20 protein-coding genes are annotated in these 23,541 nt (G+C 63.0%); 15 read left to right on the top strand and 5 right to left on the bottom strand.

Features of this window, described 5'->3' with window-relative positions; genetic code table 11:
* Positions 1–20: 20 nt before the first annotated feature.
* From AC1RT2_RS00955 to AC1RT2_RS00925, 7 genes are all read left to right on the top strand, one after another.
* Positions 21–833 (top strand): MetQ/NlpA family ABC transporter substrate-binding protein, encoded by an 813-nt coding sequence (locus AC1RT2_RS00955; RefSeq protein WP_493098620.1) that lies wholly within the window; start codon positions 21–23, stop codon positions 831–833.
* A 76-nt stretch (positions 834–909) separates the two neighbouring features.
* A complete protein-coding gene (locus AC1RT2_RS00950) occupies positions 910–2,175 on the top strand; it encodes an SfnB family sulfur acquisition oxidoreductase (protein ID WP_493098618.1) in 1,266 nt (421 codons plus the stop codon).
* A 31-nt stretch (positions 2,176–2,206) separates the two neighbouring features.
* Positions 2,207–3,580: an LLM class flavin-dependent oxidoreductase gene (locus AC1RT2_RS00945; protein ID WP_493098616.1), complete on the top strand. Its 1,374-nt coding sequence runs from the start codon at positions 2,207–2,209 to the stop codon at positions 3,578–3,580.
* Between the two features lie 39 nt (positions 3,581–3,619).
* A complete protein-coding gene (locus AC1RT2_RS00940) occupies positions 3,620–4,660 on the top strand; it encodes an isopenicillin N synthase family dioxygenase (RefSeq protein WP_493098614.1) in 1,041 nt (346 codons plus the stop codon).
* A 23-nt stretch (positions 4,661–4,683) separates the two neighbouring features.
* A complete protein-coding gene (locus AC1RT2_RS00935; protein WP_444798434.1) occupies positions 4,684–5,898 on the top strand; it encodes an SfnB family sulfur acquisition oxidoreductase in 1,215 nt (404 codons plus the stop codon).
* 280 nt (positions 5,899–6,178) lie between these two features.
* On the top strand, positions 6,179–7,594 hold the full coding sequence (locus AC1RT2_RS00930; RefSeq protein WP_493098610.1) for an LLM class flavin-dependent oxidoreductase: 1,416 nt from the start codon (positions 6,179–6,181) through the stop codon (positions 7,592–7,594).
* A gap of 1 nt (position 7,595) precedes the next feature.
* Positions 7,596–9,113, top strand: coding sequence for an FAD/NAD(P)-binding protein (locus AC1RT2_RS00925; RefSeq protein ID WP_493098608.1), 1,518 nt, complete (start codon positions 7,596–7,598; stop codon positions 9,111–9,113).
* Here the strand turns inward: AC1RT2_RS00925 and AC1RT2_RS00920 are convergent.
* Complete coding sequence (locus tag AC1RT2_RS00920; RefSeq protein ID WP_493098606.1) at positions 9,110–10,192, bottom strand: ROK family protein; 1,083 nt, start codon at positions 10,190–10,192, stop codon at positions 9,110–9,112. The genes AC1RT2_RS00925 and AC1RT2_RS00920 overlap by 4 nt on opposite strands.
* 105 nt (positions 10,193–10,297) lie before the next feature.
* Between AC1RT2_RS00920 and otsB the strand changes: the two genes are divergently transcribed.
* From otsB to AC1RT2_RS00895, 5 genes are all read left to right on the top strand, one after another.
* Entirely contained in the window at positions 10,298–11,113 is an 816-nt protein-coding gene (gene otsB, locus AC1RT2_RS00915; protein ID WP_493098604.1) for a trehalose-phosphatase, read from the top strand.
* A 103-nt stretch (positions 11,114–11,216) separates the two neighbouring features.
* Positions 11,217–12,194, top strand: coding sequence for an ABC transporter substrate-binding protein (locus AC1RT2_RS00910; RefSeq protein ID WP_493098602.1), 978 nt, complete (start codon positions 11,217–11,219; stop codon positions 12,192–12,194).
* Positions 12,195–12,213: 19 nt separating this feature from the next.
* Complete coding sequence (locus AC1RT2_RS00905) at positions 12,214–13,908, top strand: ABC transporter permease (protein WP_493098600.1); 1,695 nt, start codon at positions 12,214–12,216, stop codon at positions 13,906–13,908.
* The gene (locus AC1RT2_RS00900) at positions 13,896–14,927 is read left to right on the top strand and encodes an ABC transporter ATP-binding protein (RefSeq protein WP_493098598.1); all 1,032 of its coding nucleotides are present in this window, start codon (positions 13,896–13,898) and stop codon (positions 14,925–14,927) included. Before AC1RT2_RS00905 ends, AC1RT2_RS00900 begins: the two co-directional genes overlap by 13 nt.
* Before the next feature lie 96 nt (positions 14,928–15,023).
* Positions 15,024–16,595, top strand: coding sequence for a phospholipase D-like domain-containing protein (locus tag AC1RT2_RS00895; RefSeq protein ID WP_493098596.1), 1,572 nt, complete (start codon positions 15,024–15,026; stop codon positions 16,593–16,595).
* On the opposite strand, the gene AC1RT2_RS00890 is transcribed toward AC1RT2_RS00895, so the two are convergent.
* A complete protein-coding gene (locus AC1RT2_RS00890) occupies positions 16,493–17,425 on the bottom strand; it encodes a lysylphosphatidylglycerol synthase domain-containing protein (RefSeq protein ID WP_493098594.1) in 933 nt (310 codons plus the stop codon). The genes AC1RT2_RS00895 and AC1RT2_RS00890 overlap by 103 nt on opposite strands.
* 87 nt (positions 17,426–17,512) lie before the next feature.
* Here AC1RT2_RS00890 and AC1RT2_RS00885 point away from each other — a divergent pair, with 87 nt between their 5' ends.
* The 3 genes from AC1RT2_RS00885 (at position 17,513) to AC1RT2_RS00875 (ending at position 18,768) form a co-directional block, all read left to right on the top strand.
* Positions 17,513–18,238 carry an endonuclease/exonuclease/phosphatase family protein gene (locus tag AC1RT2_RS00885; RefSeq protein WP_493098592.1) on the top strand — a complete coding sequence of 242 codons (726 nt, stop codon included), beginning with the start codon at positions 17,513–17,515 and terminating at the stop codon, positions 18,236–18,238.
* A gap of 74 nt (positions 18,239–18,312) precedes the next feature.
* Complete coding sequence (locus tag AC1RT2_RS00880; RefSeq protein WP_493098590.1) at positions 18,313–18,522, top strand: hypothetical protein; 210 nt, start codon at positions 18,313–18,315, stop codon at positions 18,520–18,522.
* Positions 18,523–18,576: 54 nt separating this feature from the next.
* Positions 18,577–18,768: a DUF3008 family protein gene (locus AC1RT2_RS00875; RefSeq protein WP_493098588.1), complete on the top strand. Its 192-nt coding sequence runs from the start codon at positions 18,577–18,579 to the stop codon at positions 18,766–18,768.
* Positions 18,769–18,837: 69 nt separating this feature from the next.
* Here AC1RT2_RS00875 and AC1RT2_RS00870 read toward each other — a convergent pair whose 3' ends face one another.
* The 3 genes from AC1RT2_RS00870 to AC1RT2_RS00860 all read right to left on the bottom strand — a co-directional run bounded on the left by AC1RT2_RS00870 (position 18,838) and on the right by AC1RT2_RS00860 (position 23,540).
* Positions 18,838–20,292, bottom strand: a complete 1,455-nt coding sequence (locus tag AC1RT2_RS00870) for an NAD-dependent succinate-semialdehyde dehydrogenase (RefSeq protein WP_493099539.1) — start codon at positions 20,290–20,292, stop codon at positions 18,838–18,840.
* A 152-nt stretch (positions 20,293–20,444) separates the two neighbouring features.
* A complete protein-coding gene (locus AC1RT2_RS00865; protein WP_493098586.1) occupies positions 20,445–21,755 on the bottom strand; it encodes a tetratricopeptide repeat protein in 1,311 nt (436 codons plus the stop codon).
* A gap of 129 nt (positions 21,756–21,884) precedes the next feature.
* Positions 21,885–23,540 (bottom strand): metallophosphoesterase family protein, encoded by a 1,656-nt coding sequence (locus AC1RT2_RS00860; protein ID WP_493098584.1) that lies wholly within the window; start codon positions 23,538–23,540, stop codon positions 21,885–21,887.
* Position 23,541: the final 1 nt, after the last annotated feature.

Below are 23,541 nucleotides of genomic sequence, written 5' to 3'. Positions count from 1 at the left end.
CCAGCGCTCGGAGGACCCACATGCGCATCCTGAAATTCCTTACCATCGCCGCCGGCCTGGCGCTTGCGGCCTTCGGCACCGCCAAAGCCGACGAAACACTCGTTGTCGGTGCCACCGCCATCCCGCACGCGGAAATCCTCGAATTCGTCAAGCCGATCCTCGCCAAGGAAGGCCTCGAACTCGATATCCGAGTCTTCACCGATTATATCCAGCCGAACGCCCAGCTGGTCTCCGGTGAATTGGATGCCAACTACTATCAGTACCGGCCGTTCCTGAACGACTACAACAAGCAGCGCGGCACCGAGCTTACACCGATCGTACCGGTGCATATCGAGCCCTTCGTCGCCTATTCGACCAAGATCGATGCGGTGGATAAACTCGAAGATGGCGCGACCGTCGCGATCCCGAACGACCCGGTCAATGGTGGCCGCGGTCTGCTGCTGCTCCAGAAGCTCGGCCTCATCAAGGTCTCGGGCAAGCCGGAGCTGACCTCGCCGGAAGATCCGCTACCGACCATCAAGGATGTTACCGAGAACCCGAAGAACCTGAAGATCGTTGAATTGGAATCCGCGCTGCTTCCGCGCGCGCTGGGTGAGGTCGATCTGGCCGCGCTCAACGGCAACTACGTCTTCGAGGCGAAACTCGACATCACGAAGGCGCTGCTCATCGATCGCGGCCAGGACGGCTACAACGTCTGGAGCGAGTATCTCGTCACCCGCCCGGAGACCAAGGGCGACGCGCGCGTGGCAAAGCTCGCCAAGGTGCTGAACAGCGAGGAGACCCGAAAATTCATCGAAGAGCGCTACAAGGGACAGGTGGTCGCTGCCTTCTGAGCTTTTTAATCTCTCGCCGCCGGGCTGCACCCTATAGCAGCCCGGCTCCTCTCAAGACCCGATTGACGGCTGAGACATGACCACGACACACGCGACTGCAAAACTTCTCCCGCCTGATCCCGCTCCCGGCGAGCCCGGCTGGCTGCCCAACCCGCCGGCAACGGCGGCACATGTCATCCGCAACGATGCGGAGGCGATCGCGGTTGCCGAGCAGTTGAAGCCACTTTTTGCCGTCGAGGCAAAGGAGCGCGACCGGAATCGTCAGCTGCCGTTCCGGGAAGTGGACCTGTTTTCGCAAAGCGGCCTCTGGGGCATTACCATTCCCAAGGCCTACGGTGGCGCCGGCGTCTCGCAGGTCACGCTCGCAAAGGTTTTTGCCTCGCTTGCCGCGGGCGACCCCTCGCTTACGCAGATCGCACAGAACAGTTTCGAGATCATCGACGTCATCCGCCAGACGGGTAGCGAGGCGCAGAAGCACGAACTCTTCGGCGTCGTGCTTGCCGGAAAGCGCCTCGGCAATGCCTTCTCCGAATTCGGCGGCAAGAATGTCGAGAGCTTCGAAACGCGACTGGTGCGCAAGGGCGACCATTTCGTCGTCTCGGGTCGCAAGTTCTACTCCACGGGTGCGCTGTTTGCACATCTGGTGCCGATCGTCGCGCTGGACGAGGAAGGCCATGTCGTCGTTGCTGTTGCCGACCGGGATGCCGAAGGGCTGGAGGTCGTCAACGACTGGTCGGCCTTCGGCCAGCGCACCACGGCGAGCGGCACGGTTATCCTCAACGAGGTTTTCATTCCGGCAAGCCGGGTGCTGCCCGCCCACATCGTCTACGAAAACCAGAGCGCCGTCGGGCCGCAGAGCCAGCTTATCCACGCTGCGATCGATGCCGGCATTGCCTGTGGTGCCATCGACGCGACGATCGATCTCGTGCGCAACCACGCGCGACCGTGGATCGACAGCGGTGCGGACAGGGCATCCGACGATCCCTATACGATTGCGGCGATCGGCGACCTGAAAATCCGTCTGCATGCGGCCGAAGCACTTCTCGAACGCGCAGGCCGACAGCTCGACGACACGATTGCCGATGTCACCGACGAGACGATCGGCAAGGCGAAGATTGCAGTCGCTGAGGCCAAGGTTCTGACAACGGAAGTCGCGCTTGCGGCGGCCAACAAGCTCTTTGAGCTTGCCGGCACGCGCTCGACGCTCGGAACCCACAATCTCGATCGATTCTGGCGCGATGCGCGAACCCACACGCTGCACGATCCCGTGCGCTGGAAGTTCCACGCGGTCGGCCAGTATTACCTCAACGGTGTGCAGCCGCCGCTACATTCCTGGATCTGACGGAGAGGGCGGTCTCGTCCTCGCATGGAACATGCCAAAAGAAATTCTGCTCAACGCCTTCACCATGAACTGCGCCGGCCACATCAACCATGGCCTGTGGACCCATCCGCGCGACCAGTCGCATCGCTATACCAAGCTGAGCCATTGGATTGAGCTGGCGGCTACCCTCGAGCGCGGCCTGTTCGATGGTGTGTTCCTGGCCGACATTGTCGGGGTCTATGATGTCTACCAGCAGTCCATTGACCTCACGCTGCGCGAATCCATCCAGCTGCCGGTCAACGATCCGTTGATGCTGGTGTCCGCGATGGCTGCGGTGACGAAGGGACTCGGTTTCGGCGTCACGGTCAATGTGAATGCGGAGGAGCCCTATATCTTTGCCCGCCGCATGTCGACGCTCGATCACCTGACCGATGGCCGCATCGGCTGGAACATCGTGACGGGCTATCTCGACAGTGCCGCACGGGCAATTGGGCAGACGGCGCTCGGCGAACACGACCAGCGCTACGATCGGGCAGATGAATGCCTGGATCTGCTCTATGCGCTCTGGGAAGGTAGCTGGGACGACGACGCCGTGCTGCGCGACCGCCGCGGCCGGACCTATGCCGACCCATCGCGCGTGCGAAAAATCCGGCATGAGGGAGCCTATTACCGGGCTGAGGGCTATCACCTCAGTGAACCTTCGCGGCAGCGTACGCCGGTGCTTTATCAGGCCGGTACCTCCGGCCGTGGCCGGCAATTCGCGGCCCGCCATGCCGAATGCGTCTTCATCTCATCGCCCGATACGAAGGTCGCCCGCACCGCGTCGCGCGCCATCCGCAAGGGTGCGGTCGAGGCGGGGCGGCGGGCGGAAGACGTCCGCATCTTCGCCGGCATCACCGTCGTGGTCGACCGGACGGAACGGGCGGCCAAGGAGAAGTACGAGGACTATGCCCGCTACGCGAGCCCCGAGGCGGGGCTGGCGCATTTCTCCGCCGGCACCGGTATCGATTTTTCGCAGTATGAACTCGACGAGCCGATCACCTACGGCAAGGGCAATTTCGTGCAGACCTCCGTCGATCTCGCACGCGAACGCGGCTGGACGAAGCGCAGCATCCTCTCCGACATGCCGCTTGGCGGGCGTTATCCGCTGATCGTCGGCAATCCCTACCAGGTCGCCGATGCGCTTGAGGCATGGATTGCCGAAGGCGAGATCGACGGCTTCAACCTTGCCCGCACGGTGGCGCCGGAAAGCTACGAGGATTTCATCAATCTGGTGGTGCCCGTGCTGCAGGAGCGCGGCCGCTACAAGACAGCCTATGGCGAAGGCAGCCTGCGCAACCGCCTGTTCGGCGAAGGCAACCGATTGCCGGAGCGACATCACGGCGCGGACTTCCGGGCGAACGCCCTTCTTCGCGCGGCGGAATGACAAGACGCGCGTCCAAACCAATTTTTCGAGGAGCATGACATGACCATTCACACCAAGCCCGCCCACCTTCCGACAATCGACTTCTCGCGCTTTTACGGCGACGCCGCGGAGCGCGCTGGTTTCGTCAAGGAACTGACCCGTGTCCTGCACGACCATGGCTTCTTCTATCTCACCGGTCACGGCGTGCCGCAAAGCCTGATTGATGACGTGCTTTCGGCCTCGAAGCGCTTCTTTGCACTGCCGGAAGCGGACAAGCTGTCGATCGAGATGGTGAAGTCGTCGCATTTCCGCGGCTACAATCGCGCCGGTTACGAGCGCACCCGCGGTGAGCAGGACTGGCGCGAGCAGCTCGATATCAACACGGAAGGCGCGCCCGTTGACGCCGGAGCGGATACGCCGTGGAACCGGCTTTACGGCCCCAACCAATGGCCCGACGCCCTGCCGGAACTGAAGCCGCTGCTTCTGCGCTATCAGGCGGAAGTCACCCGCATCGGCATCGACGTGCTGAAGGCCATCGCGCTTGCGCTCGGCCAGCCGGAAAACGCCTTTGCCGAAATCTATGAACCCTCGCCGTCCCAGCTCCTGAAGATCATCCGCTATCCCGGTCGCGAGGCCGCGGGGAGCGATCAGGGCGTCGGCGCGCACAAGGACGGCGGCTTCGTCACCGTGCTCCTGCAGGACACCACGCCGGGCCTGCGTATCCGCACGGAAGAGGGTGTGTGGATCGAGGCGCCACCGGTGCCCGGCACCTTCATCATAAACAGCGGGGAGCTTCTGGAACTGGCGACGAACGGCTTTGTCCGGGCGGACGTCCATGACGTCGTGACGCCGCCCGCCGGCACGGAGCGGTTCTCGGTCGCCTTCTTCCTTGGCGCCCGCTACGACGCTACGATCCCGGTCATTCCGCTACCGGAGACGTTGAAGCGCGGTGAGCGCGGCGTGACGGTCGACCCGCTCAACCCGATCTTCCGGGAGGTCGGCATCAACCACCTGAAGAGCCGCCTGCGCTCCCATCCTGATGTCGCGGCGAAACACCATCCCGACCTGCTGCATCTTCTGGAAAAGCCGGCCAAGGCCTGATCCCTCTCCCGAAAGGAACGACCATGAGCAGTGTCACGACGCTCGTCCAGCCACCAGAGACAGCCCGCCGCATCGCGAGCGAGGAAGAGGCCCTCGCCGTGGCGCGCGAACTCGCCGGGGATTTCATTGGCGGTGCAAGCCGGCGAGACTACGAGCGTGCGCTTCCCTATGAAGAGCTCGACCGCCTGTCGGCCTCCGGATTGCTCGCCATCACCGTGCCCTCTGAGTATGGCGGCATCGATGTATCGAATGCGGTGCTGGCCGAGGTCACGGCGATCCTGTCCGAAGCCGACAGTTCGATCGGCCAGATCCCGCAGAACCATTTCTATATCCTTGAAGCCCTGCGCCATGATGGCAGTGAGGTGCAGAAGCGGTTCTATTTCGGGCGGGCACTTGCCGGCGACCGCTTTGGCAACGCGCTGTCGGAGGTCGGAACGAAGACCGTTGGCGACTACAACACCCGCATCACGCCGGATGGCGCGGGCTTTCGCATCAATGGCCGGAAATTCTATTCCACCGGTGTGCTCTTTGCCCATTGGGTGGTGATCTTCGCGCTCGATGGCGAGGAGCGGCTGACCATGTCCTTCGTGCCGCGCGAGACGGAAGGCATCGAGATCGTCGACGACTGGGATGGTTTCGGCCAGCGCACGACGGGCAGCGGAACGACGATCCTGACCGATGTATACGTCCCGGCCGATGCTGTGGTCCAGCACCACAAGGGGTTCGAGCGTCCCGGTACGATCGGCTCCGTAGGGCAGATCATCCATGCGGGGGTCGATCTCGGCATTGCACGCGCCGCGTTGAAGGAAACCATCGGCTATGTACGCGACCGGGCGCGGCCGTGGACCGACAGCGGCGTCGAGCGTGCGGCGGACGATCCGCTGACCATATCCCGCATCGGCGAGCTTGCCATCCGCATCGAGGCCGCCGAGGCGACACTGGAGCGGGCCGGGCGCAGGGTAGACCAGGCGCAGATAAGTCTCAGCCAGGAAAATTCCGTGGCGGCGACGCTGGCAGTTGCCGCCGCCAAGGTGTTGACGACGGAGCTTGCGATCGACGCCACCAACGTGCTCTTCGAACTCGCAGGCACCTCGGCCACGAAGCGCGGCCTCAATCTCGAACGGCACTGGCGAAACGCCCGCACCCATACGCTGCACGATCCGGTGCGCTGGAAGTACCACGTGGTCGGCAACTATCACCTCAACGGCGTCATTCCGCCGCGCAACGGCGCGCTCTGAAATCCAACCCTCGTGGTGGGGGTGGTCACCTGGCCGCAATCCTTCGGGGTTGCGGCCCTTTTTTTGCTCATGAAATAGAGGCGACGGAGGGCCGCATTTGATCTTGGTCTTCGCGCTCCCGCATGCGCGACAGAACTGCTTGCCTCTATCCGGCAAACAGAAATGCCATTTCCAAAATTAATACATATAAAAGATAGAATTCCTGTATTTGATCATCCAAGGCGCTATTCTCCGCCGGGACAGGAAGCCGCACGGCATCCTCAAGACGCTGGAGACCACCATGGCGCGCCATATCCGTTTCAATGCCTTCGACATGAATTGCGTGGGCCATCAGTCGCCGGGCCTCTGGGCGCATCCGCGCGACAAATCCTGGAAATACAAGGATCTGGACTACTGGCAGGATCTCGCGCGTACATTGGAGCGCGGCGTCTTCGATGGCATCTTCATCGCCGATGTCGTCGGCTACTACGATGTCTACAAGGGCTCGAACTACCATGCCATCCATCAGGCAGCGCAGCTGCCGGTAAACGATCCGTTGCAACTGGCGGCGCCCATCGCGCTTGCCACCGAACATCTCGGCATCGGCATCACCGCGTCTACCTCGTTCGAGCACCCCTATACCTTCGCCCGCCGCCTTGCGACGGCCGATCATCACTCCAAAGGCCGTGTCGGCTGGAACATCGTCACCTCCTACCTGGAAAGCGGGGCGAAGAATGTCGGGCAGGGCGGTCTTCGCGGGCACGACAACCGCTATGAGGTCGCCGCCGAATACGTCGAGGTGCTCTACAAGCTGCTGGAAGGCTCCTGGGAAGAGGGTGCGGTGGTGCGGGATGGTGACAAACGCATCTTCACCCATCCGGAGAAGGTCCACGAGATCGCCCACAAGGGCAAGTTCTTCGAGGTGCCCGGCTACGGTCTCACCGAGCCGTCGCCGCAGCGCACGCCCGTGCTGTACCAAGCCGGCGCTTCGGGTCCGGGCAAGGCTTTTGCAGCCGCCCATGCCGAATGCATCTTCGTCGCCGCGCCGACGAAATCCGTCCTGAAGGCCTATGTCGCCGAAATCCGCCAGCGCATCGCCGCGGCCGGGCGTGATCCGAAAAAGGTCTTCATCTATACCCTCGTCACCGTCATCACCGACGAGACCGAGGAAAAGGCGCAGAAGAAGTTCGAGGACTACAAGAGCTACGTCTCCTATGATGGCTCACTCACCTTCATGTCCGGCTGGAGCGGCATCGACTTCGGGCAGTATGCCCCGACCGACATCGTCGAAAAGATCGAGACCAATGCCATCCATTCCTTCGTCGAGCACATCGCCGGCGGCGACAAGTCCTGGACGATCGACGAACTCGCCCAGTTTGGGGGCATCGGTGGCATGGGACCGGTCTTCGTCGGTTCACCGGAACGCATCGCCGATATCCTTCAGGAGTGGGTTGCGGATACGGATGTCGATGGATTCAACCTCGCCTATGCCGTGACACCCGACAGTTTCGAGGATGTCGTCACCCATATCGTACCGGAACTACAAAAGCGCGGGGCCTATCCAACGGCCTACAAGCCAGGCACGCTGCGAGAAAAACTGTTTGGCGAGGGTGCATACCTGCCCAAGACTCATCCTGCCGATGGGTATCGCGATATCGAGGCGGTGAAGCGCCGCGAGGCCGAGGCGTTGCCGGCCCTGAAATCCGTCGGCGCATGACATGCCAGCCGGAAGGAATGAGGCGTTGACCGCCACCACGGACGCGACGACGCCGCCGCTGGGTTTGACGACGTCGGGTAACAGCTCGGATCGTCCGGTCGTGGCAATTATCGGCGGCGGTTTTACCGGGGCGGCGCTCGCCTATCACCTGGCCGGAAGTCTTGCCTCCGGTGCGGCGCGGATCGTCGTCTATGAGCCAAGGGCGACGCTTGGCGCAGGCCTCGCCTACGGCACGGACGATCCGGTCCACCGCATAAACGTGCCTGCCGCCCGCATGACGCTCGTGCCGGGCGATGACGAGCATTTTCAGCGCTGGCTGCTGGAGACCGGAGCGTTCGCGGACGACCCGCAGGCAACCATCGCGGATGGCCATGTCTTCGCCCGCCGGTCGACCTTCGGCCAGTACGTTTCCGCACAGCTCCAGCCGTTCATCGCCGCAGGAAGGATCGAGCATCGCCGAATCCGGGCGGAGGCCGCGACCCCGGCCTGGAGCGGAGGCTGGCATATCGACGCCGATGATGGGTCCCGGCTCACGGCCGACCTGATGGTTCTAGCGACAACCCATCCGAGCCCGACAGCTCCAGCGGCCCTCGATCGGGTGCTGGCCGGACATCCCCGCTACATAGCGGACGCCACTGTGGCCGGCGTATTGTTAAAAATCCGGCCACAGGATCGTGTCCTCGTGCTGGGCGCAGGTCTCACCGCTGCTGATGTCATCGCAGCGCTCGATGCGGCCGAACATCAGGGGCCGATCACAGCCGTCTCCCGTCGCGGTTTGCGTTCACGCGGGCACAACCTCGCCCCGCAGGATCCATTCGGCGAATTCGTCGTCCCACCGGCCCGCTCTGCACGCGCCCTTCTCCGGCGTGTCCGCAGCACCCTCGCGGAGGCTCAAGTCGTGGGTGTGACCTGGCATGCGGTGTTCGACCGGCTGCGGGCGCAGGGTGGCGACATCTGGCGCGCCCTGCCGACAATCGAACGCCGACGCGTCGTGCGCTTCCTGCGTCCCTATTGGGACGTGCACAGGTTCCGTATCGCACCGCAGGTCGAAGGCGCAATCGACCGGCGTCTCGCCGCGGCTACGCTCGCCTTTCGCGCCGCGTCGGTCCGCGAGGTCACTCGCGCGGTGGAGAACGATGAAATCACCGTGACGTTCCGGCAGCGCCACGGGCGGGGAACCTTTGAAGGCCGCTACGACGCAGTGATCGTTACGACCGGGCCGGACCATCGATCCATCCTGTCGAGCCAGCCGCTTGTCGCACAGCTTGCCATGGCCGGCCTGTTGCACGCCGACCCGGTGGGCCTTGGGATTGCGGTCGACGAAAACAGCCGCGTCATCCGGTCGGATGGCGGCATCGCGGAAACGCTCTACGTCGCAGGCCCGCTGGCGCGCGGGACATTCGGGGAACTGATGGGCCTGCCCCAGGTGACCGAGCATGCCGTTTTCGTCGCCGAGAGGATCGCCCTGACGGTGCGTGCCACGCAAAGCCGCATCGGCAGGGCGACCGGCATTCTCTAGCCGCTCGGCTTGTTGATGTAGCTCGCATTGCCCAACCCCGTCCCGATCGTCACGGCGGCCCAGCCCGCCACGTCGGCCATGCGCGGGGCCTCCGACAATCCCTGCACGACGGCATCGTTGTGCATGATGATAAAGGTCGGCTGATCCATAATCCGCGGGATTGCCTTGCGAAGCGCTTCCGGCAGGTTGAAGTGCGTGCTTTCCCAGTTTCCTCCGGGAAGGTTCTGCCCGCCCCGCGCGATGGACCCATCGGCTGCGATGATACCGGGACAGCCGATGCCGATCACCGGGGCAAGCGCGAGCTTCGCCTTCTCGGCCTTGGCGATGAGGCTCTCGATCATCCTGACGAGATGTTCGATGGTCGCGGTTCGCCGGGGCTCGTCGTCGGCATGGCGCCACAGCCGGGAATTCCAGACCTTGGCACGGGAGAAGTCCGGCTTGTCGTCGAGGTTGAGCTTGACGACGCCGGCGCGGATGTTGGTCCCGCCGATATCGACGGCGAGGATTGCGTCATGCCCCTTGAGCATCCAGGCGGGAATGAGGTGGACCGCGCCAACCAACCCGGCCTCGTTTGGGTGGTGGGAGATCGCGACCAGTTCGACCTTCAGGCCTTCCGCCTTGAGCTGCAGCCCGGCGCGCGCGATTGCCAGTGCACCGGCCTTGCTGTCGCTAAAACCACCTCCGACGACGATCCTGCGCGTTTCCCGCCACGTTTCCTCCTTGAGGTAGCGCATGAGGATGGTGGCCAGTTCCTGTGCGAAATCATTGATTGCGGCACGCACGAGGATCGCCGCTTCGGTCCCTTGCTCCTCAAGCAGCTTGTCGATTTCCTTCTTGGAAAGCTCGGCGGTTAGAACCGCGCCCAGCGGATCGGCACCACCTTCACGGACGCGTTTTCTCCACCCTTGGATGGCATCTCGGAAGGCGGATTTGTTGGCGCGGTCGCCGATAAAACCGTCCTTGTTGCGCAGTTCCAGATTGCAGCTTGCCACGTTCACGGTGGGCAGGTCATCGGCGCCGTGGGTGACGGGTGGGTCATTGTCCTGCGTCGGTTTTGGCTTCGTTTTCTGCTTGGCCATGCCGGCTCCTTGCCCGTGCGAGAAATGCGAGAGCACAATGCAGCGGATAAAAAGTTGTTCCTGTCGGGGCTTGCCGACTGGAGACAGCGATCTACTTGCTGGTCGATGAGCGAGCAGGAAAAGTTGCGGCCGTCGGATGCCGCAATCCGTCATCTGATCCGACGTCTCACCGACGAGCCTGACCGCTGGGCGCTTTTTCTTGATATCGACGGGACGCTGCTCGATCTGGCAGCGCGGCCGGATGACATTCAGGTTCCCCTGTCGTTGCCGCACGACCTCAATGCGGTTTCTGCCCGGCTGGGTGGGGCTCTCGCGCTCGTCACGGGGCGCAGCCTTCCTTACGCCGACAGGCTGTTTGCGCCGTTCCGCTTTCCGATCGCCGGGTTGCACGGCGCGGAATTTCGAAGCGCCGACGGCAAGACGGCCATGGTGTCTGCGACGCCATCCTTCGAAGGTTTGAAGCAGCGCCTCGTCGAGCAGACCGCCTGGATGGAGGGGGTACTGATCGAGGACAAGGGCGCGGCTGTTGCCGCGCATTACAGGCTGGCGCCCGCCTATAATACGGCGCTTGAACACCTCATGCAGAATGTCGCGGAGGAGGCCGGGCCGGACTGGGTGCTTCAGCCGGGCAAGATGGTTTTCGAAATTCGCCCCGCCCGCGCGGACAAGGGCGAAGCCGTCGCCTCCTATCTGGAGGAGCCGGGTTTTGAAGGAAGGTTGCCGATCGCGATCGGTGACGACCTGACGGATGAGACGATGTTCGCCCTTGCCAATGCGCGTGGTGGACAATCGATCCGGGTCGGTTCTCTCAATCCCGCCACCTGCGCGCTTTCAAGAGCGTCATCGCCTTCGGCCGTCCGCTCGGCGCTCGCCACCATTGCCGTCGCAACCGCCGGCGAGCACCGGACGGCGGCATCCTGAAGCAACGGCATCGGCGCTCGCGCGGAGCCGCCGTACAGGCGGATGTCACACGGGTGTCAAGTGGCAGGGATAGGGAGCGGTTCTGTTTCCGAAGGATGCTCCCATGAAAACGCTCGTTTCTGCCGCTGCTCTGTTCACCGCCAGCCTCGTCGCACTTCCGGCCTTTGCCGAAAACCTCGTCCTTTACACCAGCCAGCCCAACGAAGACGCGCAGGCGACTGTCGACGGCTTCATGGCCGCCAATCCGGACATCAAGGTGGATTGGGTCCGCGACGGAACGCCGAAGATCATGGCCAAGCTTCAGGCCGAGATCGCTGCCGGCAATCCGGTTGCCGACGTGCTGCTGATCGCCGACACCGTCACGCTCGAGCGCCTGAAGCAGGATGGCAAGCTGCTCGCCTACGCCTCGCCGGAAGCCGCCAATTATGACGCCAGCCTTTACGACAAGGACGGCCACTACTATTCGACCAAGCTGATCACCACCGGCATCGTCTACAACACCGCCGCCGGCATGAAGCCCGCAAGCTGGCAGGACCTGGTAAAGGCCGATGCCAAGGGCCTCGTGACCATGCCGAGCCCGCTCACCTCGGGTGCCGCCCTCATTCATGCGCAGACGCTGACGGGCGTCGAGAGCCTCGGCTGGGCCTACTACAAGGCACTCGCCGAAAACGGCACGACGGCTGCCGGTGGCAACGGCGCCGTGCTGAAGGCCGTCGCCTCGGGCGAAAAGGCCTATGGCATGGTGGTCGACTACATGCCGATCCGCGAGAAGGCCAAGGGCGCGCCGGTCGAATTCGTCTTCCCGGCCGAAGGCGTCTCCGCCGTCACCGAGCCGGTCGGTATCCTCGCTTCGTCCAAGAATGCCGAGGCCGCCAAGAAATTCGTCGACTATGTCCTGTCGGTCGAGGGCCAGGAAGGTTTTGTGAAGCTCGGTTACATCCCGGCTCGCAACGGCATCGCCATGCCGGAAGGCTTCCCGGTGCGCGAGACCATTCGCGTGCTGCCGCTCGATGCCGCAACCGCACTCAACAACACCGATGCGGACCTGAAGACCTTCTCCGATCACTTCGGCTCGAACTGAGGCTCGGCTGCGGCCTTCCATGCACGGATATGTTCGTCCGGGAAACAGCCAGCCGGCCTGGTTGTTTCCGCTTATCGTCAGCGTGGTCCTCGTCCTTAGCGTGCTGCCCCTTGCGCGGCTCGCCGTGACGGGTATCGCCGCCTTTGCGGGCGGTGGTGCGTTCGCCGTGCTCACCGACCGCACCCTCTGGTCGGCGACCTATTACACGCTGGTCACCGCCCTCTTCGGAACCATCATCTCGCTGGTGATCGGGGCGTTCTTTGCCTTCGTGCTGACGCTGACGGACGTGCCGGCGAGGGGGCCGTTCAGCTTTCTGTTCGTGCTGCCGATGATGATCCCGCCCCAGGTGACGGCACTTGCCTGGGTGCAGATGTCCGGCCCGTCCAGCCCGCTGCTCAAGGCGCTGCACATCGCGCCACCGCTCGGCTCGCCGCAGCCGCTCTACTCGGTCGGTGGCATTGCGCTGCTCTATGGCGTGCAGCACGCGCCGCTCGTCTATCTCGCGCTGAGAGCCGGGCTGTTGATCATTCCGCGCGATGGTATCGAGGCGGCGCGCCTCTCCGGTGCATCGGCCTTGCGCATCTTTCGCGATATCGTTCTGCCATTGGCGCTGCCAGGCATGATCGCGGGCGCGGCGGTCGCCTTCGTTTCGTGCATCGGTAATTTCGGCATTCCGGCGATCCTCGGTATACCGGCCTCGATCTACACACTGGCGACGCTGATCTTCACCAAGTTCGCTGCCTTCACGGATCAGACTTTTGGTGAAGTGGCCGTGCTTTCCGGTGTCATCGCGCTGATTGCCGTGGCCGGGCTTGCCGTGCAGGAGCGGGCGCTCGGCGGCCGCGATTACCGCATTCTCGGCCACTCCGGGGCGGCGACGTCATTCCAGGTCGGACGGTGGAAATTCGTCCTGATACCCCTGCTTGTGGTAGCACTTTTCTTCATGCTCGTCGCCCCCTTCCTCGCCCTCGTCGTCGGTGCGCTGGTCCCGGCCTTCGGCGTGCCGCTGACCTTGGAGACCCTGTCGTTCCATGCCTTCGAGGAGGTTCTGCTGCGGCAGGTCGTGACGCGCACCGCCTTTGCCAACTCGGTTTTCCTCGCCGCAATCACCGCGGGTGGTTTGCTGGGCCTGTCGGTGCTCGCCGGCTATGTGCTGACCCGTCGGCGCGATGCCGCTGCGCGCCTTGTCGCCAGCCTGATCGAGATCCCTTACGCGCTGCCCGGCATCATCGTCGCCGTCGCCTTCATCCTCGTCTTTGCCGCGCCGCTGCCGGTGTTCAACGTCACGCTCTATGGCACGATCTGGATCATCCTCCTTGCCTATTTCGCGAGCTTCTTCGCCGTCAGCCTCAAACCGGTCGTCAGCGCCTACCGACAGCTCGATCCGGGACTGGAGGAAGCGGCGCGGCTGGCCGGCGCCGGTTTCTTCCGGCGCCTCATGGATATTCTCCTGCCGCTCGTGGCGCCGGCAGCCGGCGCGTCGGTCATTCTCGTCTTCCTCATCGCCTGCAACGAGCTGACGGTATCGGCGTTGCTCTGGTCTGCCGGCACGCAGACGCTGGGCGTCGTCATTTACAATCTCGATGACAGCGGCAGCTCCGATCTCGCCTCGGCGCTGTCGGTGCTCGTGGTGGTCCTGGTCGTCGTCATGATGCTGCTGCTCGAACTGATGGCAAAATACCTGCCGAGAGGGGTGCTGCCATGGCGAAGCTGATCCTCAACAATGTCAGCAAGGATTTTGGCACGGGTCGCCCGGCAGTGAGTGGCTTGTCGCTGGATGTCCGCGAGGGCGGTTTTCTGGCGCTGCTCGGTCCCTCCGGTTGCGGCAAGACCACAGTGCTGCGCATGATCGCCGGCTTCGAGGCGCCGAGCGACGGGGCGATCTATCTCGGCGAGCGGCTCCTTGCCGATTCCGAAAAATCCCTGCCGCCGGAACGGCGCAACATGGCCATGGTGTTTCAGTCCTATGCCCTCTGGCCGCACATGACCGTCGCCGAGAATGTCGGCTATCCGCTGAAGGTGCGCGGCGTATCGAAGGAAATCCACCACACGCGAATAGGCGAGGCGCTCGATACCGTCCGGCTTGCAGACTACGCCGACCGGCGTCCGGCGGACCTGTCCGGCGGCCAGCGGCAACGGGTGGCGCTCGCCCGCTGCCTTGTCACCCAGCCGGACGTGGTGCTGCTCGACGAGCCGCTCGCCAATCTCGACCGGCATCTGCGGCAGGAAATGGAAGAGACCTTTCGCGAGTTCCACCGGCGCTCCGGCGCCACGATGGTCTATGTCACGCACGATCAGAGCGAAGCCATGGCGCTTGCAACGGATATTGCCGTCATGTCGCAGGGAAAACTCCTGCAAGTGGCGCCGCCAGAGGAAATCTATGCCCGGCCGGAGGGCCGGCTTGTCGGCGGTCTCATTGGTCGCGGCGCCATTCTGTCGCTTGCCCTGCCGGATGGGGCACCTCGGAGGATTCCGTCGCAGATGCTGCATGAGAGCCTCGCCGTACCATCGCCCTCCGATAGACCGATGGCCGGCGTCCTTGTTCGGCCGGAGGATGTCCAGCCGTCGGGAGAGGGGATTGCGACGCGCGTTCGCGCCTCGCTCTACGAGGGTGAGCGATATAGCCTCACCCTCGAACTCGGCGACGGCCAGATCCTGCGCGCCTTCAGTCGCCATCGGCCGCACATCGACGAAACGATACATGTGACGATCGCCGGTGCCTGGCGGCTGTAGAAAACCTTCGTCATCAGCGGGTGATCACCGGAACCAAACGCCCTTCTGAGAATTTCTGCGCGAATTGGTTGATCTTAGCAGACAAGGCGGCAGATCGTGCGAAATGAAGAATATCCGCTCCATGTCGAGGCAAATCCGCGCTCTCCCATCATCCAGCCGGGACAGAATGCCTGGCAGGTGGCAACAGCCGACCGGCTCGGTGTTCTCGTTGATGGCGAGGCGTATTTCCAGGCGCTGGAACGTGTTTTGGAGCAGGCACGCAACGAAATCTGGATTGTTGGCTGGGATTTCAATCCGGACATTCCGGTTCGCCCGGGAGAGCCACTGTCGCCGACGCTCGGCGCCTTCCTGCTGAGGCTCGTCGAGGAGCGCCCTGATCTGACCATTCGTGTCCTCGTTTGGGCGATGGGGCCGGTCTATTCCGGCAAATCGCTGAAAATGTTCCGCAAGCGGCGCTGGTCTTCCCATCCCCGCATCAGGCTCGCTTTCGACAGCCGCCATCCGATCCGTGGCTCCCACCACCAGAAGTTTGTCGTGGTCGACGACCGTGTCGCCTTTGTCGGCGGCATCGACCTGACAGCGAAACGCTGGGACACCAGCGACCACAGCGTCGATGACCCGCGCCGCACCATGCCTTCGGGCGAGCGCTATGAGCCCGTGCACGATATGCAGGTGGCGATGGATGGGGACGCGGCGCGGCTGGCGGGCGAACTCGCACGCCGGCGATGGTTACACGCCACCGACGAGGCGGTTCCGGTTTGCACGGGCCAGAGTGCCGCGAGCCTTGATGATCTCTCCGCCGACATGATCAATACCAGCGTCGCCTTTGCCCGAACCGAGCCGGGAATTCGCGGGCGTCCGGCTGCGCGAGAGGCGATGGACCTCACCCTTGCCGCGCTCTCGGCGGCGCGCGAGCACATCTATATCGAAAGCCAGTATTTTGCCTCGAAGACGATTTGCGACCTGCTGTGCGAAAAGCTTGCCGACCCTGTCGGTCCGGAGGTCGTCGTGATCTCGACGTTGAGTTCCCACGGCACGATCGAGCGCCTCGTGCTCGGCGCCAACCGCGACCGCTTCATCCGACGGCTCAGCCAATGCGACAAGCATGGTCGCCTGCGTGCCTTCTATCCCGTCGTGCCTAAACCGGATGGGACAGAACAGGAGATCATCATCCATTCCAAAACCATCGTGGTCGACGATGTGTTCCTGCGCGTCGGTTCGTCCAATCTCAACCAGCGTAGCGAAGGGCTTGATACGGAGCTTGACGTGGCAATCGAGGCGCGGACGGATGCGGAACGTGCGAGCATCGTTGCCTTGCGCGACCGGTTCGCGGCGGAACATCTGGATGTGGAGCCGGCCGCATTCGGAGCAGCTGTCCGTGCGAAAGGCTCTCTTGTAGGGGCAATCGACGCGTTCAATACGCGGGAGCGTGGCCTGAGGCCGTTTCTGCAGGCTGAGGGCCGGGGTGCCATCGACCCGGTTTTCGGAACGGGGCTTGTTGATCCGGTCGCGCCCTGGTGGCCTCTTTCCGCATGGCTGCGCTCGGCGCACTCCTTCGCGCGGCGTCATCTCGGATTGTCACGCAGGCCGGCTTCGTCCTTCGATCCGAGCAAGGCTTCGCTCGCCAGTAGCGACACGAGCCCCAGCGGCAGCGGGATGAAGAAATAGACGACACGGAAAGCGATCAACGCGCCGATCGAGGCGGAACTCCCGAGCAGGAAGGAAATCGCAGCCTCCAGGACGCCGATCCCGCCCGGCACATGGCTCACAAGTGCCGTAAGATTGCCGACGACATAGGCGGCGGTGGTTTCCATATAGCCTGCCGCGCCACCAAGAAGCTGATGCAGGCAGGCCGCGACGAAGGCAAAGTTGACTGTGCCAACACAGATTTGTAGGGCGGCAAGATTCGGTTTCGGCAAGGCAAAGTGCCAGCTTTTCACCTTCAATTCGCCGCGCACGAAGACGGCCAGCGCGAGGTAACCGGTGGTCACCGCAAGGCAGCAGAAGCCGAGCGCGATGGACGCCGTCGTTCCCAGCCCGGCAACCTTGCCGGCCGTACCGGGGAGCACGAGAAGGCAGAGCCCGGCAAGTGTGATCAGGCCGAGACCGACCGTAACGCCGCAGAAGACGATCAGCTTGGCGATCTCTTCGGCATTCAAGCCCCAGCGTGCATAGAAGCGGTAGCGCACGGCGCCGCTGCTGAGGGCCGCAACCCCGACATTGTGCCCGATCGACAGGCTTGTGAAGGAGGCGAGTGCCGCGCGTGGATAGGCAAGCGGTTTGCCAACGTAACGCAAACCGAGAAAATCGAAGAGCGTCAGGCAAAAATAGGAACAGGCCGCGAAGGCAAGCGCGAAAACCATGTTCGTTCGCGGGATGGCGGCGATTGAAGCCTGGATATCCTGCCAGGAGTACTGGTTCAAAGCCCGGTAGACCAGATAGCCGGCGACGAGAACGGCGCAGGCGATAAGCGCGTGGAGCAGGTGGGTGCGATTCATTCGGTCTGTCTTTCCTCACTCGGTGGAGCGGGAACGAAAACAAGCCTTTCCGTGTTCCGACGGCGACAAACAATTGAAAGGAAAGGCATGGGCAGGCGGCTCAGGATCGCGACCTACAATGTGCACAGCTGCTTTGGCACCGACCGCAAGCTCGACCCGGCGCGGATCGCTGCGGTGATTGCGGAATGCGAAGCGGACATCGTTGCGCTCCAGGAGGTCGACGTGGCGCGCGCCCGCAGCGGCGGAATCGACCAGGCGCAGACGATTGCTTCGCATCTGCAAATGATGTCGCATTTTCACCCCGCGCTTCATCTCGAGGAGGAGCGCTATGGTGATGCGCTCCTGACGGCGCTTCCGACACGTCTCGTCAAGGCGGACGGCTTGCCGTCGCGCGGAGAACCACGCGGCGCGCTCTGGGTCGAAGTGCCGGTCGAGGCGATAAAGCTCCAGATTTTCGTCACCCATCTCGGTCTTCTCGGCGCGGAGCGCGTGCGGCAGACAGAAGCTCTGATCGGCCCGGGCTGGCTCGGCGCTCCGATGCCGGAGGGTTCGCGCGTCCTGCTTGCCGGGGACCTCAATGCCATTGCGCGCTCGGCCTCGTATCGGATGGTGGCGCGCCGGCTGCGTGACGTGCAGGTCGAGGCGGGGGGCAGACCGCGGCCGACATTTCCCTCGCGCCTGCCGATCCTGCGGATCGATCACATGTTTGTCGGTGAGGGGATCCGCGTGCACAAAGCCTTCGTCCACGACAGCCCGCTTGCCCGCCGGGCCTCCGATCACCTGCCGCTCTGTGCCGAATTGGACATCGGATAGCGGACAAATCGGGGCAGACAGGGAACTTCCGTCCGTCATCGCAATTTATCGTTTTGCGTTGAAAGGAGGAAAAAATGGAAAACCATTCGGATGTCCAATTGCATTTCGATGTCTTGAGCTGCCGAGCGCTCCTGTGCTGCGCCGGCAAGGAATACGTCCTGCCGGATACCTATCCGAGCCGGGAGGCAGCCCATGCTGCGGCGCAGACGTTCGTCCGCGAAACGCTCGGTTTGAAGGATGACCGCGATCACGCTTTCGGCGATGTTGCGATCTGGCTGCGGTGAAAAACGCTCCTCAAAGGAAAGCGTGACGCCCGGTCTCAACAGGAGGTTTCGGTCATGCCGGCAAAATCAAAAGCGCAACAAAAGGCCGCCGGCGCCGCTCTGGCGGCAAAACGCGGTGACATGAAGAAGAGCGAGTTGAAGGGGGCTTCGAAGAGCATGGAAAAATCCATGTCCGAAAACCAACTGGAGGAACTCGCATCGACGAAACGCAAGGGCAAACCCGAGCACGTCTCGAAAACCGACTGACGCCTACCGCAACATCACGGCAGGTGGCAAACTCCGGAAAAGTGCATGGCGGCGTGTCCAAAGCACCGCTCAGATACCGCCCATGCAGAGATATTTCATTTCCAGGTAGTCCTCCAGCCCATGGCGGGAGCCTTCGCGGCCGATGCCGGATTGTTTCATGCCGCCGAACGGTGCTGCTTCGGAAGACATGCGGCCCGTATTGATCCCGACCATTCCGTATTCCAAGGCTTCGGCCACCCGCCAGACCCGGCTGAGGTTTGATGCATAGAAATATGCGGCGAGGCCGTAGATCGTGTCGTTCGCTTCGCGCACCACCTGGTCGGCATCGTCAAAGCGGATGATCGGCGCAAGCGGGCCGAAGGTTTCCTCCTGCGCCACGCGCATGGTGTGGGATATGCCGGTCAGCACGGTCGGCGCGTAAAAGGTGCCCACGCCGTCGATCCGCTGGCCACCGCAGCGGATGATTCCACCCTTTTCGACCGCGTCGGCGACATGCGCCTCGATCTTGGCGCGGGCGCGCGTGTCGATCAGCGGGCCGATTGCGACGCCCGGTTCGAAACCGTCGCCGACGGAAAGCGTTTCGACGCGTTCGGTGAATTTCCGCGCGAACTCGTCATGGACGCCGGACTGAACATAGAGCCGGTTGGCGGAGACGCAGGTCTGCCCGGCATTGCGGAACTTGGCCTGTATGGCGCCATCTACCGCGGCGTCCACATCAGCGTCGTCGAAAACGATGAACGGCGCGTTGCCGCCGAGTTCCAGGCTGAGCTTCTTCACCTGGTCGGAGCACTGGCGCATGAGGAGCCGCCCCACCTCTGTCGAGCCGGTGAAGCTGATCTTGCGAACCTTGGGGTGCGAGCAGAGTTCCCGTCCGACGATATCGCCATCGGACGCATAGATCAGATTGACCACGCCGGACGGAAAACCCGCTTTTTCAGCAAGCGCGAACATCGCACCCGCCACCAGTGGTGTCTGCTCGGCCGGCTTCAGCACGACCGTACAGCCGGCAGCAAGCGCCGGCGAGATCTTGCGGGCCACCATCGAGGCCGGAAAATTCCATGGCGTGATCGCACCGACAACGCCGATCGGCTGTTTGATGACCAGCATGCGGCGATCCCGCGACGGCGCCGGTATGGTTTCGCCGTAGATCCGGTTGGCTTCCTCGGCATACCATTGCAGATAGGCGGCGGCGTGCGAGACTTCGGATTTCGCCTCCGCAAGCGGCTTTCCCATCTCGGCGGTCAGGATGGTGGCGAGATCGTCGGTGTGGCGCACGATCAGCTGGTGCCAGCGCCACAGCGTATCCGAGCGTTCGCGGGCGGTCTGCGCGGCCCATTCCGTCTGTGCTTCGGATGCCCGCTCGATCGCCGCGCGGGTTTCGTCCACGCCCATGTCCGGGAGTTTGGCCAGGATTTCGCCCGTCGCGGGATTGAAGACCTCGAAGGTTTCCCGATTTGCAGGCCTGCCAAGCCAGACGGCATCAGCAATGCGTTCGAACAGGCCCGGCTCGGCAAGCCGGCGCATAAGATTGTCTGACAGAGTCACGTTGTATCCTCCCGGCTGTCCTGCTCTTATCTTCGGGAGCTACAGCTGAATTCTTCGCCAGACAATGCCCGACGTTCATCTCGGCAGGGAGGGGGCGAATTGTCACCGGTACAAATCACAGGCCGAACCGTCTATTGCGGCGCCTCGCTCTTGATTTCCCGCAGCAGGTCCCGTGCCTTGTAGAAGTTGGGATTGCGTCCGAGCACATGCTCCAGATCGGCCACTGCCTTGTCGGCCCGCCCTGTTTCCCGCAAGGCGACGGCACGGCCATAATAGGTTTCCTCATTGTCGAGCTTCAGCGCGATGACCGTGTCGAAATCGGCAATCGCCCTGTCGTATTGCTTCCTGTCGAGGAAAACGATGGCGCGATTTTGCTGGGCGCTTCTTTGCCGCGGATCGAGTTGGAGGGCACGGTCGAAATCCGCCAGTGCCTTTTCCGGTTTACCGTCCCGGCGATAGATTTCTCCACGGTTGTTGTAGTGGTCGGCATGGTTTGGATTGAGCGCGATGGCCTTGTCCAGGTCGACAAAGGCGCCGTCGAAGTCGCCGAGGCGATAGCGGACGAAGCCGCGGGAGGAGAGGGCCACGTCATCGCCCGGATTGAGGGCGAGGGCCTTGTCCAGATAGGCAAGTGCCGGCCTGTTGTCATCCTGTTCGGCGTGGCTGACGCCGAGGTTGCGCTGGTACTCCGCATTGCCGGGGTCCCGTTCGATCGCGCGTTGGAAATCTTCCGCAGCGCGCGCAAAATCACCTTTTGCGACATAGGCGGAACCCCGCAGATTGTACCAGGACGCCTGCCTGCCATCGAGTTCAATCGCTTTGTCGAAATCGGCGATGCCACGATCGATCTCTCCCTTGTATATCCATGCCGAACCCCGGCTCTGAATGCTCTCGGCGCGCTGCGGCTCGAGGCGCAGAGCTTCGTCGAAATCGACGATCGCCTGGTCGAACTGCTTTTCCATCGCATAGGCAGTGCCGCGCGACGTGTAGGAACTGGCGGTGGGTTTGCGCCTGATCGCCTCGTTGAAATCGGCGATGCCCTTGTCGAGTGCGCCGGACTTCGTGTGGGCCACCCCGCGCCCCTGGTAGCTCTCCGCCCAGGTAGGGTCGAGTTTCAGGGACGTGTCGAAATCGGCGATGGATCGGCCGAAGTCACCGGCTTCGAGATAGGCTCTGGCGCGGTTCTGGTAGGCGACCGCGTTGTTGGGAACCATCTCGATGACGGTGGCAAAATCAGCCGCCGCCTGTTTGGGGCGCCCTGCAAACAGGTGAACCATGCCGCGCTTGTTGTAGGAAATGGGGTTGGTGGGGTCGAGCCGGATCGCTCGGTTGAGATCCTCGATCGTTTCTATCGGCGTGCTGCCGCTCAAGCTGTCCTGCGCTCCCACAGGAGTGAAGCAAACCGCCATCAGAACGATCATCGCACCAAACACAGCTTTCATCGCCGAAACCCTCTCCAACGCACGTCGGGGCAGCGAATCTAGACGGGTATGCTGTCGAGTGCGCCCCTGTTTCGATGAAAGGACCCGCACAGGCGGTGAGCGACGAGACCGAAGACGGCTTCTTCGTTTTTAGGGCTCCCGTGAGGAGCGCTCCAAGCTGCGCCCCAGGACCCCGAGGAAGATCGCGAAGAAACCTTTCGGTTCCTGCGGGGCATGGGCGTGCACGTCGCCGTAGGTTTGCGCAAGGAACCGGTAGCTGTCCAGCCTTTCGGCGGGAATATAGCCCGGCGCCTGTGCCGGGGATTGGCGCAGGCAATACCAATCGACGACGAGGTCCAGCATCGGGCAACCCCGCAACCGGGTAGTATCGGCGCCGAATGTCGATGCGTGTTCCTCGACGGCATGTGCCATGCCGCCTGCCATCAACTGGCAAAGATCCCAGAGCGTCATGCCATGCACGCGCGCTGCCATTTCCGGCGGCCACTCTTTTGGCAGGTAACGCTGAGCGGTCAGGGAGTGCATGTGTCGATAGAGGAAATCACCATAAGCGCTAGCTTCTAAGACAGAATCTGGCTCCGCACCCATTTGGTAGTGCTCCGCGCGATAGAGCGAAACCAGGTCGGTATCGACGGGCTCGCCGGAAAGCGACACGCTCTGGACCATCGGGGTTTTGCCTCCCATTTCGACGACAACGAAGCCTGCCGGGAAGGCGACGAGCGAGGGCACGGCGATGTTGGTGAGCCTGCGGCCTTCGATATCAAGCGCGGAGCGGGCTTCGACATGCAGATGGCCGCTGAAATGGAGATTGATGCCCGCCTTCGCCAACGTCTCCGCTACTTGACGATGGGGCGTGCGCTTGGCCACGGTCGTCTCGCCGAACAGCGTCCTTTCGCTGCCCGTACCATCCTCGAAGGGATCGATCGCCGGGTAGTGAGAGAAGGCGAGCAGTTGCTTGCCTTGCTCTTTCGCGCGCCGTGCGACGTCCGCCATCCAGTCAACGAGATAGGGTTTGACGCGCAACAGCGCGTTCCAGCCGGCATCGGAACTGTCGAGGAATGCCTTCTTGCGGGCGATGTCGCGCTTGCCGTTACGCGGTTCAAAGACATTGGCGTCAATCAGCAGCAGCCAGAGACCGTCCTCCGGCTCGACCAGATAGGAAGCGTCCATCAACCGGCGCACGGTCTGCCCGTCGGCGGAGACAAGGTCGTGCTGGCGAAGATCCGGGTCGTCGCTTTCGCCAAATGGCGTTTCCCAGTGCAGATAGCCTGGCTGGTGGAAATAGCCGAAATCCCGCATGGCTATGAGGCCGGCGGGCACGCCGTCGCAGTACATTTTCGGTGTAACGACCGGCTGGCCGGGATCGCTTGCCGCTTTTTCGGCATCGCTCGTGACCAGCGTGGTTCCGCCGGATGCATCGACGTAGCGGGTGTCCCGGTGTTTGCCGAGTGGTCCGAAGACGTCATGGTTGCCGGGCGTCGCATAGAAGGAAAGCCCATGGTGGGCGCGGTAGCGTTCGAGCAGGCGGACGAGGCTTGCCGTGGTTTCGCGCTGTCCGTCGTCGGTATAGTCGCCGAGCAGCACGACGTGGCGGATACCCCTGGCGACGACCCGGTCCAGGGCTGCCATGAGCGCCGCGAAACTCTCGTTGAACACCCGCGTCGAGCCCGCCGTATCCGCCCAGGTCCTGACCGTCAGCTTGCGGCCGTTTACCGAAATCCCGGCGAAATCGTAATCGCCTTCGATATCGTGGAAGTGAGCGTCCGCGATGACGGCGACCGCCGGCATG

This window comes from Shinella sp. GW821-FHT11G07 (genome assembly GCF_058808115.1).
This window is presented reverse-complemented; position numbering and strand designations above follow the sequence as displayed.

Bases quoted from the DNA above. Each gene is read 5' to 3' on its own strand.
- AC1RT2_RS00955 (WP_493098620.1), top strand. From the start codon at position 21: ATGCGCATCCTGAAATTCCTTACCATCGCCGCCGGCCTGGCGCTTGCG.
- AC1RT2_RS00950 (WP_493098618.1), top strand. From the start codon at position 910: ATGACCACGACACACGCGACTGCAAAACTTCTCCCGCCTGATCCCGCT.
- AC1RT2_RS00945 (WP_493098616.1), top strand. From the start codon at position 2,207: ATGCCAAAAGAAATTCTGCTCAACGCCTTCACCATGAACTGCGCCGGC.
- AC1RT2_RS00940 (WP_493098614.1), top strand. From the start codon at position 3,620: ATGACCATTCACACCAAGCCCGCCCACCTTCCGACAATCGACTTCTCG.
- AC1RT2_RS00935 (WP_444798434.1), top strand. From the start codon at position 4,684: ATGAGCAGTGTCACGACGCTCGTCCAGCCACCAGAGACAGCCCGCCGC.
- AC1RT2_RS00930 (WP_493098610.1), top strand. From the start codon at position 6,179: ATGGCGCGCCATATCCGTTTCAATGCCTTCGACATGAATTGCGTGGGC.
- AC1RT2_RS00925 (WP_493098608.1), top strand. From the start codon at position 7,596: ATGCCAGCCGGAAGGAATGAGGCGTTGACCGCCACCACGGACGCGACG.
- AC1RT2_RS00920 (WP_493098606.1), bottom strand. From the start codon at position 10,192: ATGGCCAAGCAGAAAACGAAGCCAAAACCGACGCAGGACAATGACCCA.
- otsB (WP_493098604.1), top strand. From the start codon at position 10,298: ATGAGCGAGCAGGAAAAGTTGCGGCCGTCGGATGCCGCAATCCGTCAT.
- AC1RT2_RS00910 (WP_493098602.1), top strand. From the start codon at position 11,217: ATGAAAACGCTCGTTTCTGCCGCTGCTCTGTTCACCGCCAGCCTCGTC.
- AC1RT2_RS00905 (WP_493098600.1), top strand. From the start codon at position 12,214: ATGCACGGATATGTTCGTCCGGGAAACAGCCAGCCGGCCTGGTTGTTT.
- AC1RT2_RS00900 (WP_493098598.1), top strand. From the start codon at position 13,896: ATGGCGAAGCTGATCCTCAACAATGTCAGCAAGGATTTTGGCACGGGT.
- AC1RT2_RS00890 (WP_493098594.1), bottom strand. From the start codon at position 17,425: ATGAATCGCACCCACCTGCTCCACGCGCTTATCGCCTGCGCCGTTCTC.
- AC1RT2_RS00885 (WP_493098592.1), top strand. From the start codon at position 17,513: ATGGGCAGGCGGCTCAGGATCGCGACCTACAATGTGCACAGCTGCTTT.
- AC1RT2_RS00880 (WP_493098590.1), top strand. From the start codon at position 18,313: ATGGAAAACCATTCGGATGTCCAATTGCATTTCGATGTCTTGAGCTGC.
- AC1RT2_RS00875 (WP_493098588.1), top strand. From the start codon at position 18,577: ATGCCGGCAAAATCAAAAGCGCAACAAAAGGCCGCCGGCGCCGCTCTG.
- AC1RT2_RS00870 (WP_493099539.1), bottom strand. From the start codon at position 20,292: ATGCGCCGGCTTGCCGAGCCGGGCCTGTTCGAACGCATTGCTGATGCC.
- AC1RT2_RS00865 (WP_493098586.1), bottom strand. From the start codon at position 21,755: ATGAAAGCTGTGTTTGGTGCGATGATCGTTCTGATGGCGGTTTGCTTC.
- AC1RT2_RS00860 (WP_493098584.1), bottom strand. From the start codon at position 23,540: ATGCCGGCGGTCGCCGTCATCGCGGACGCTCACTTCCACGATATCGAA.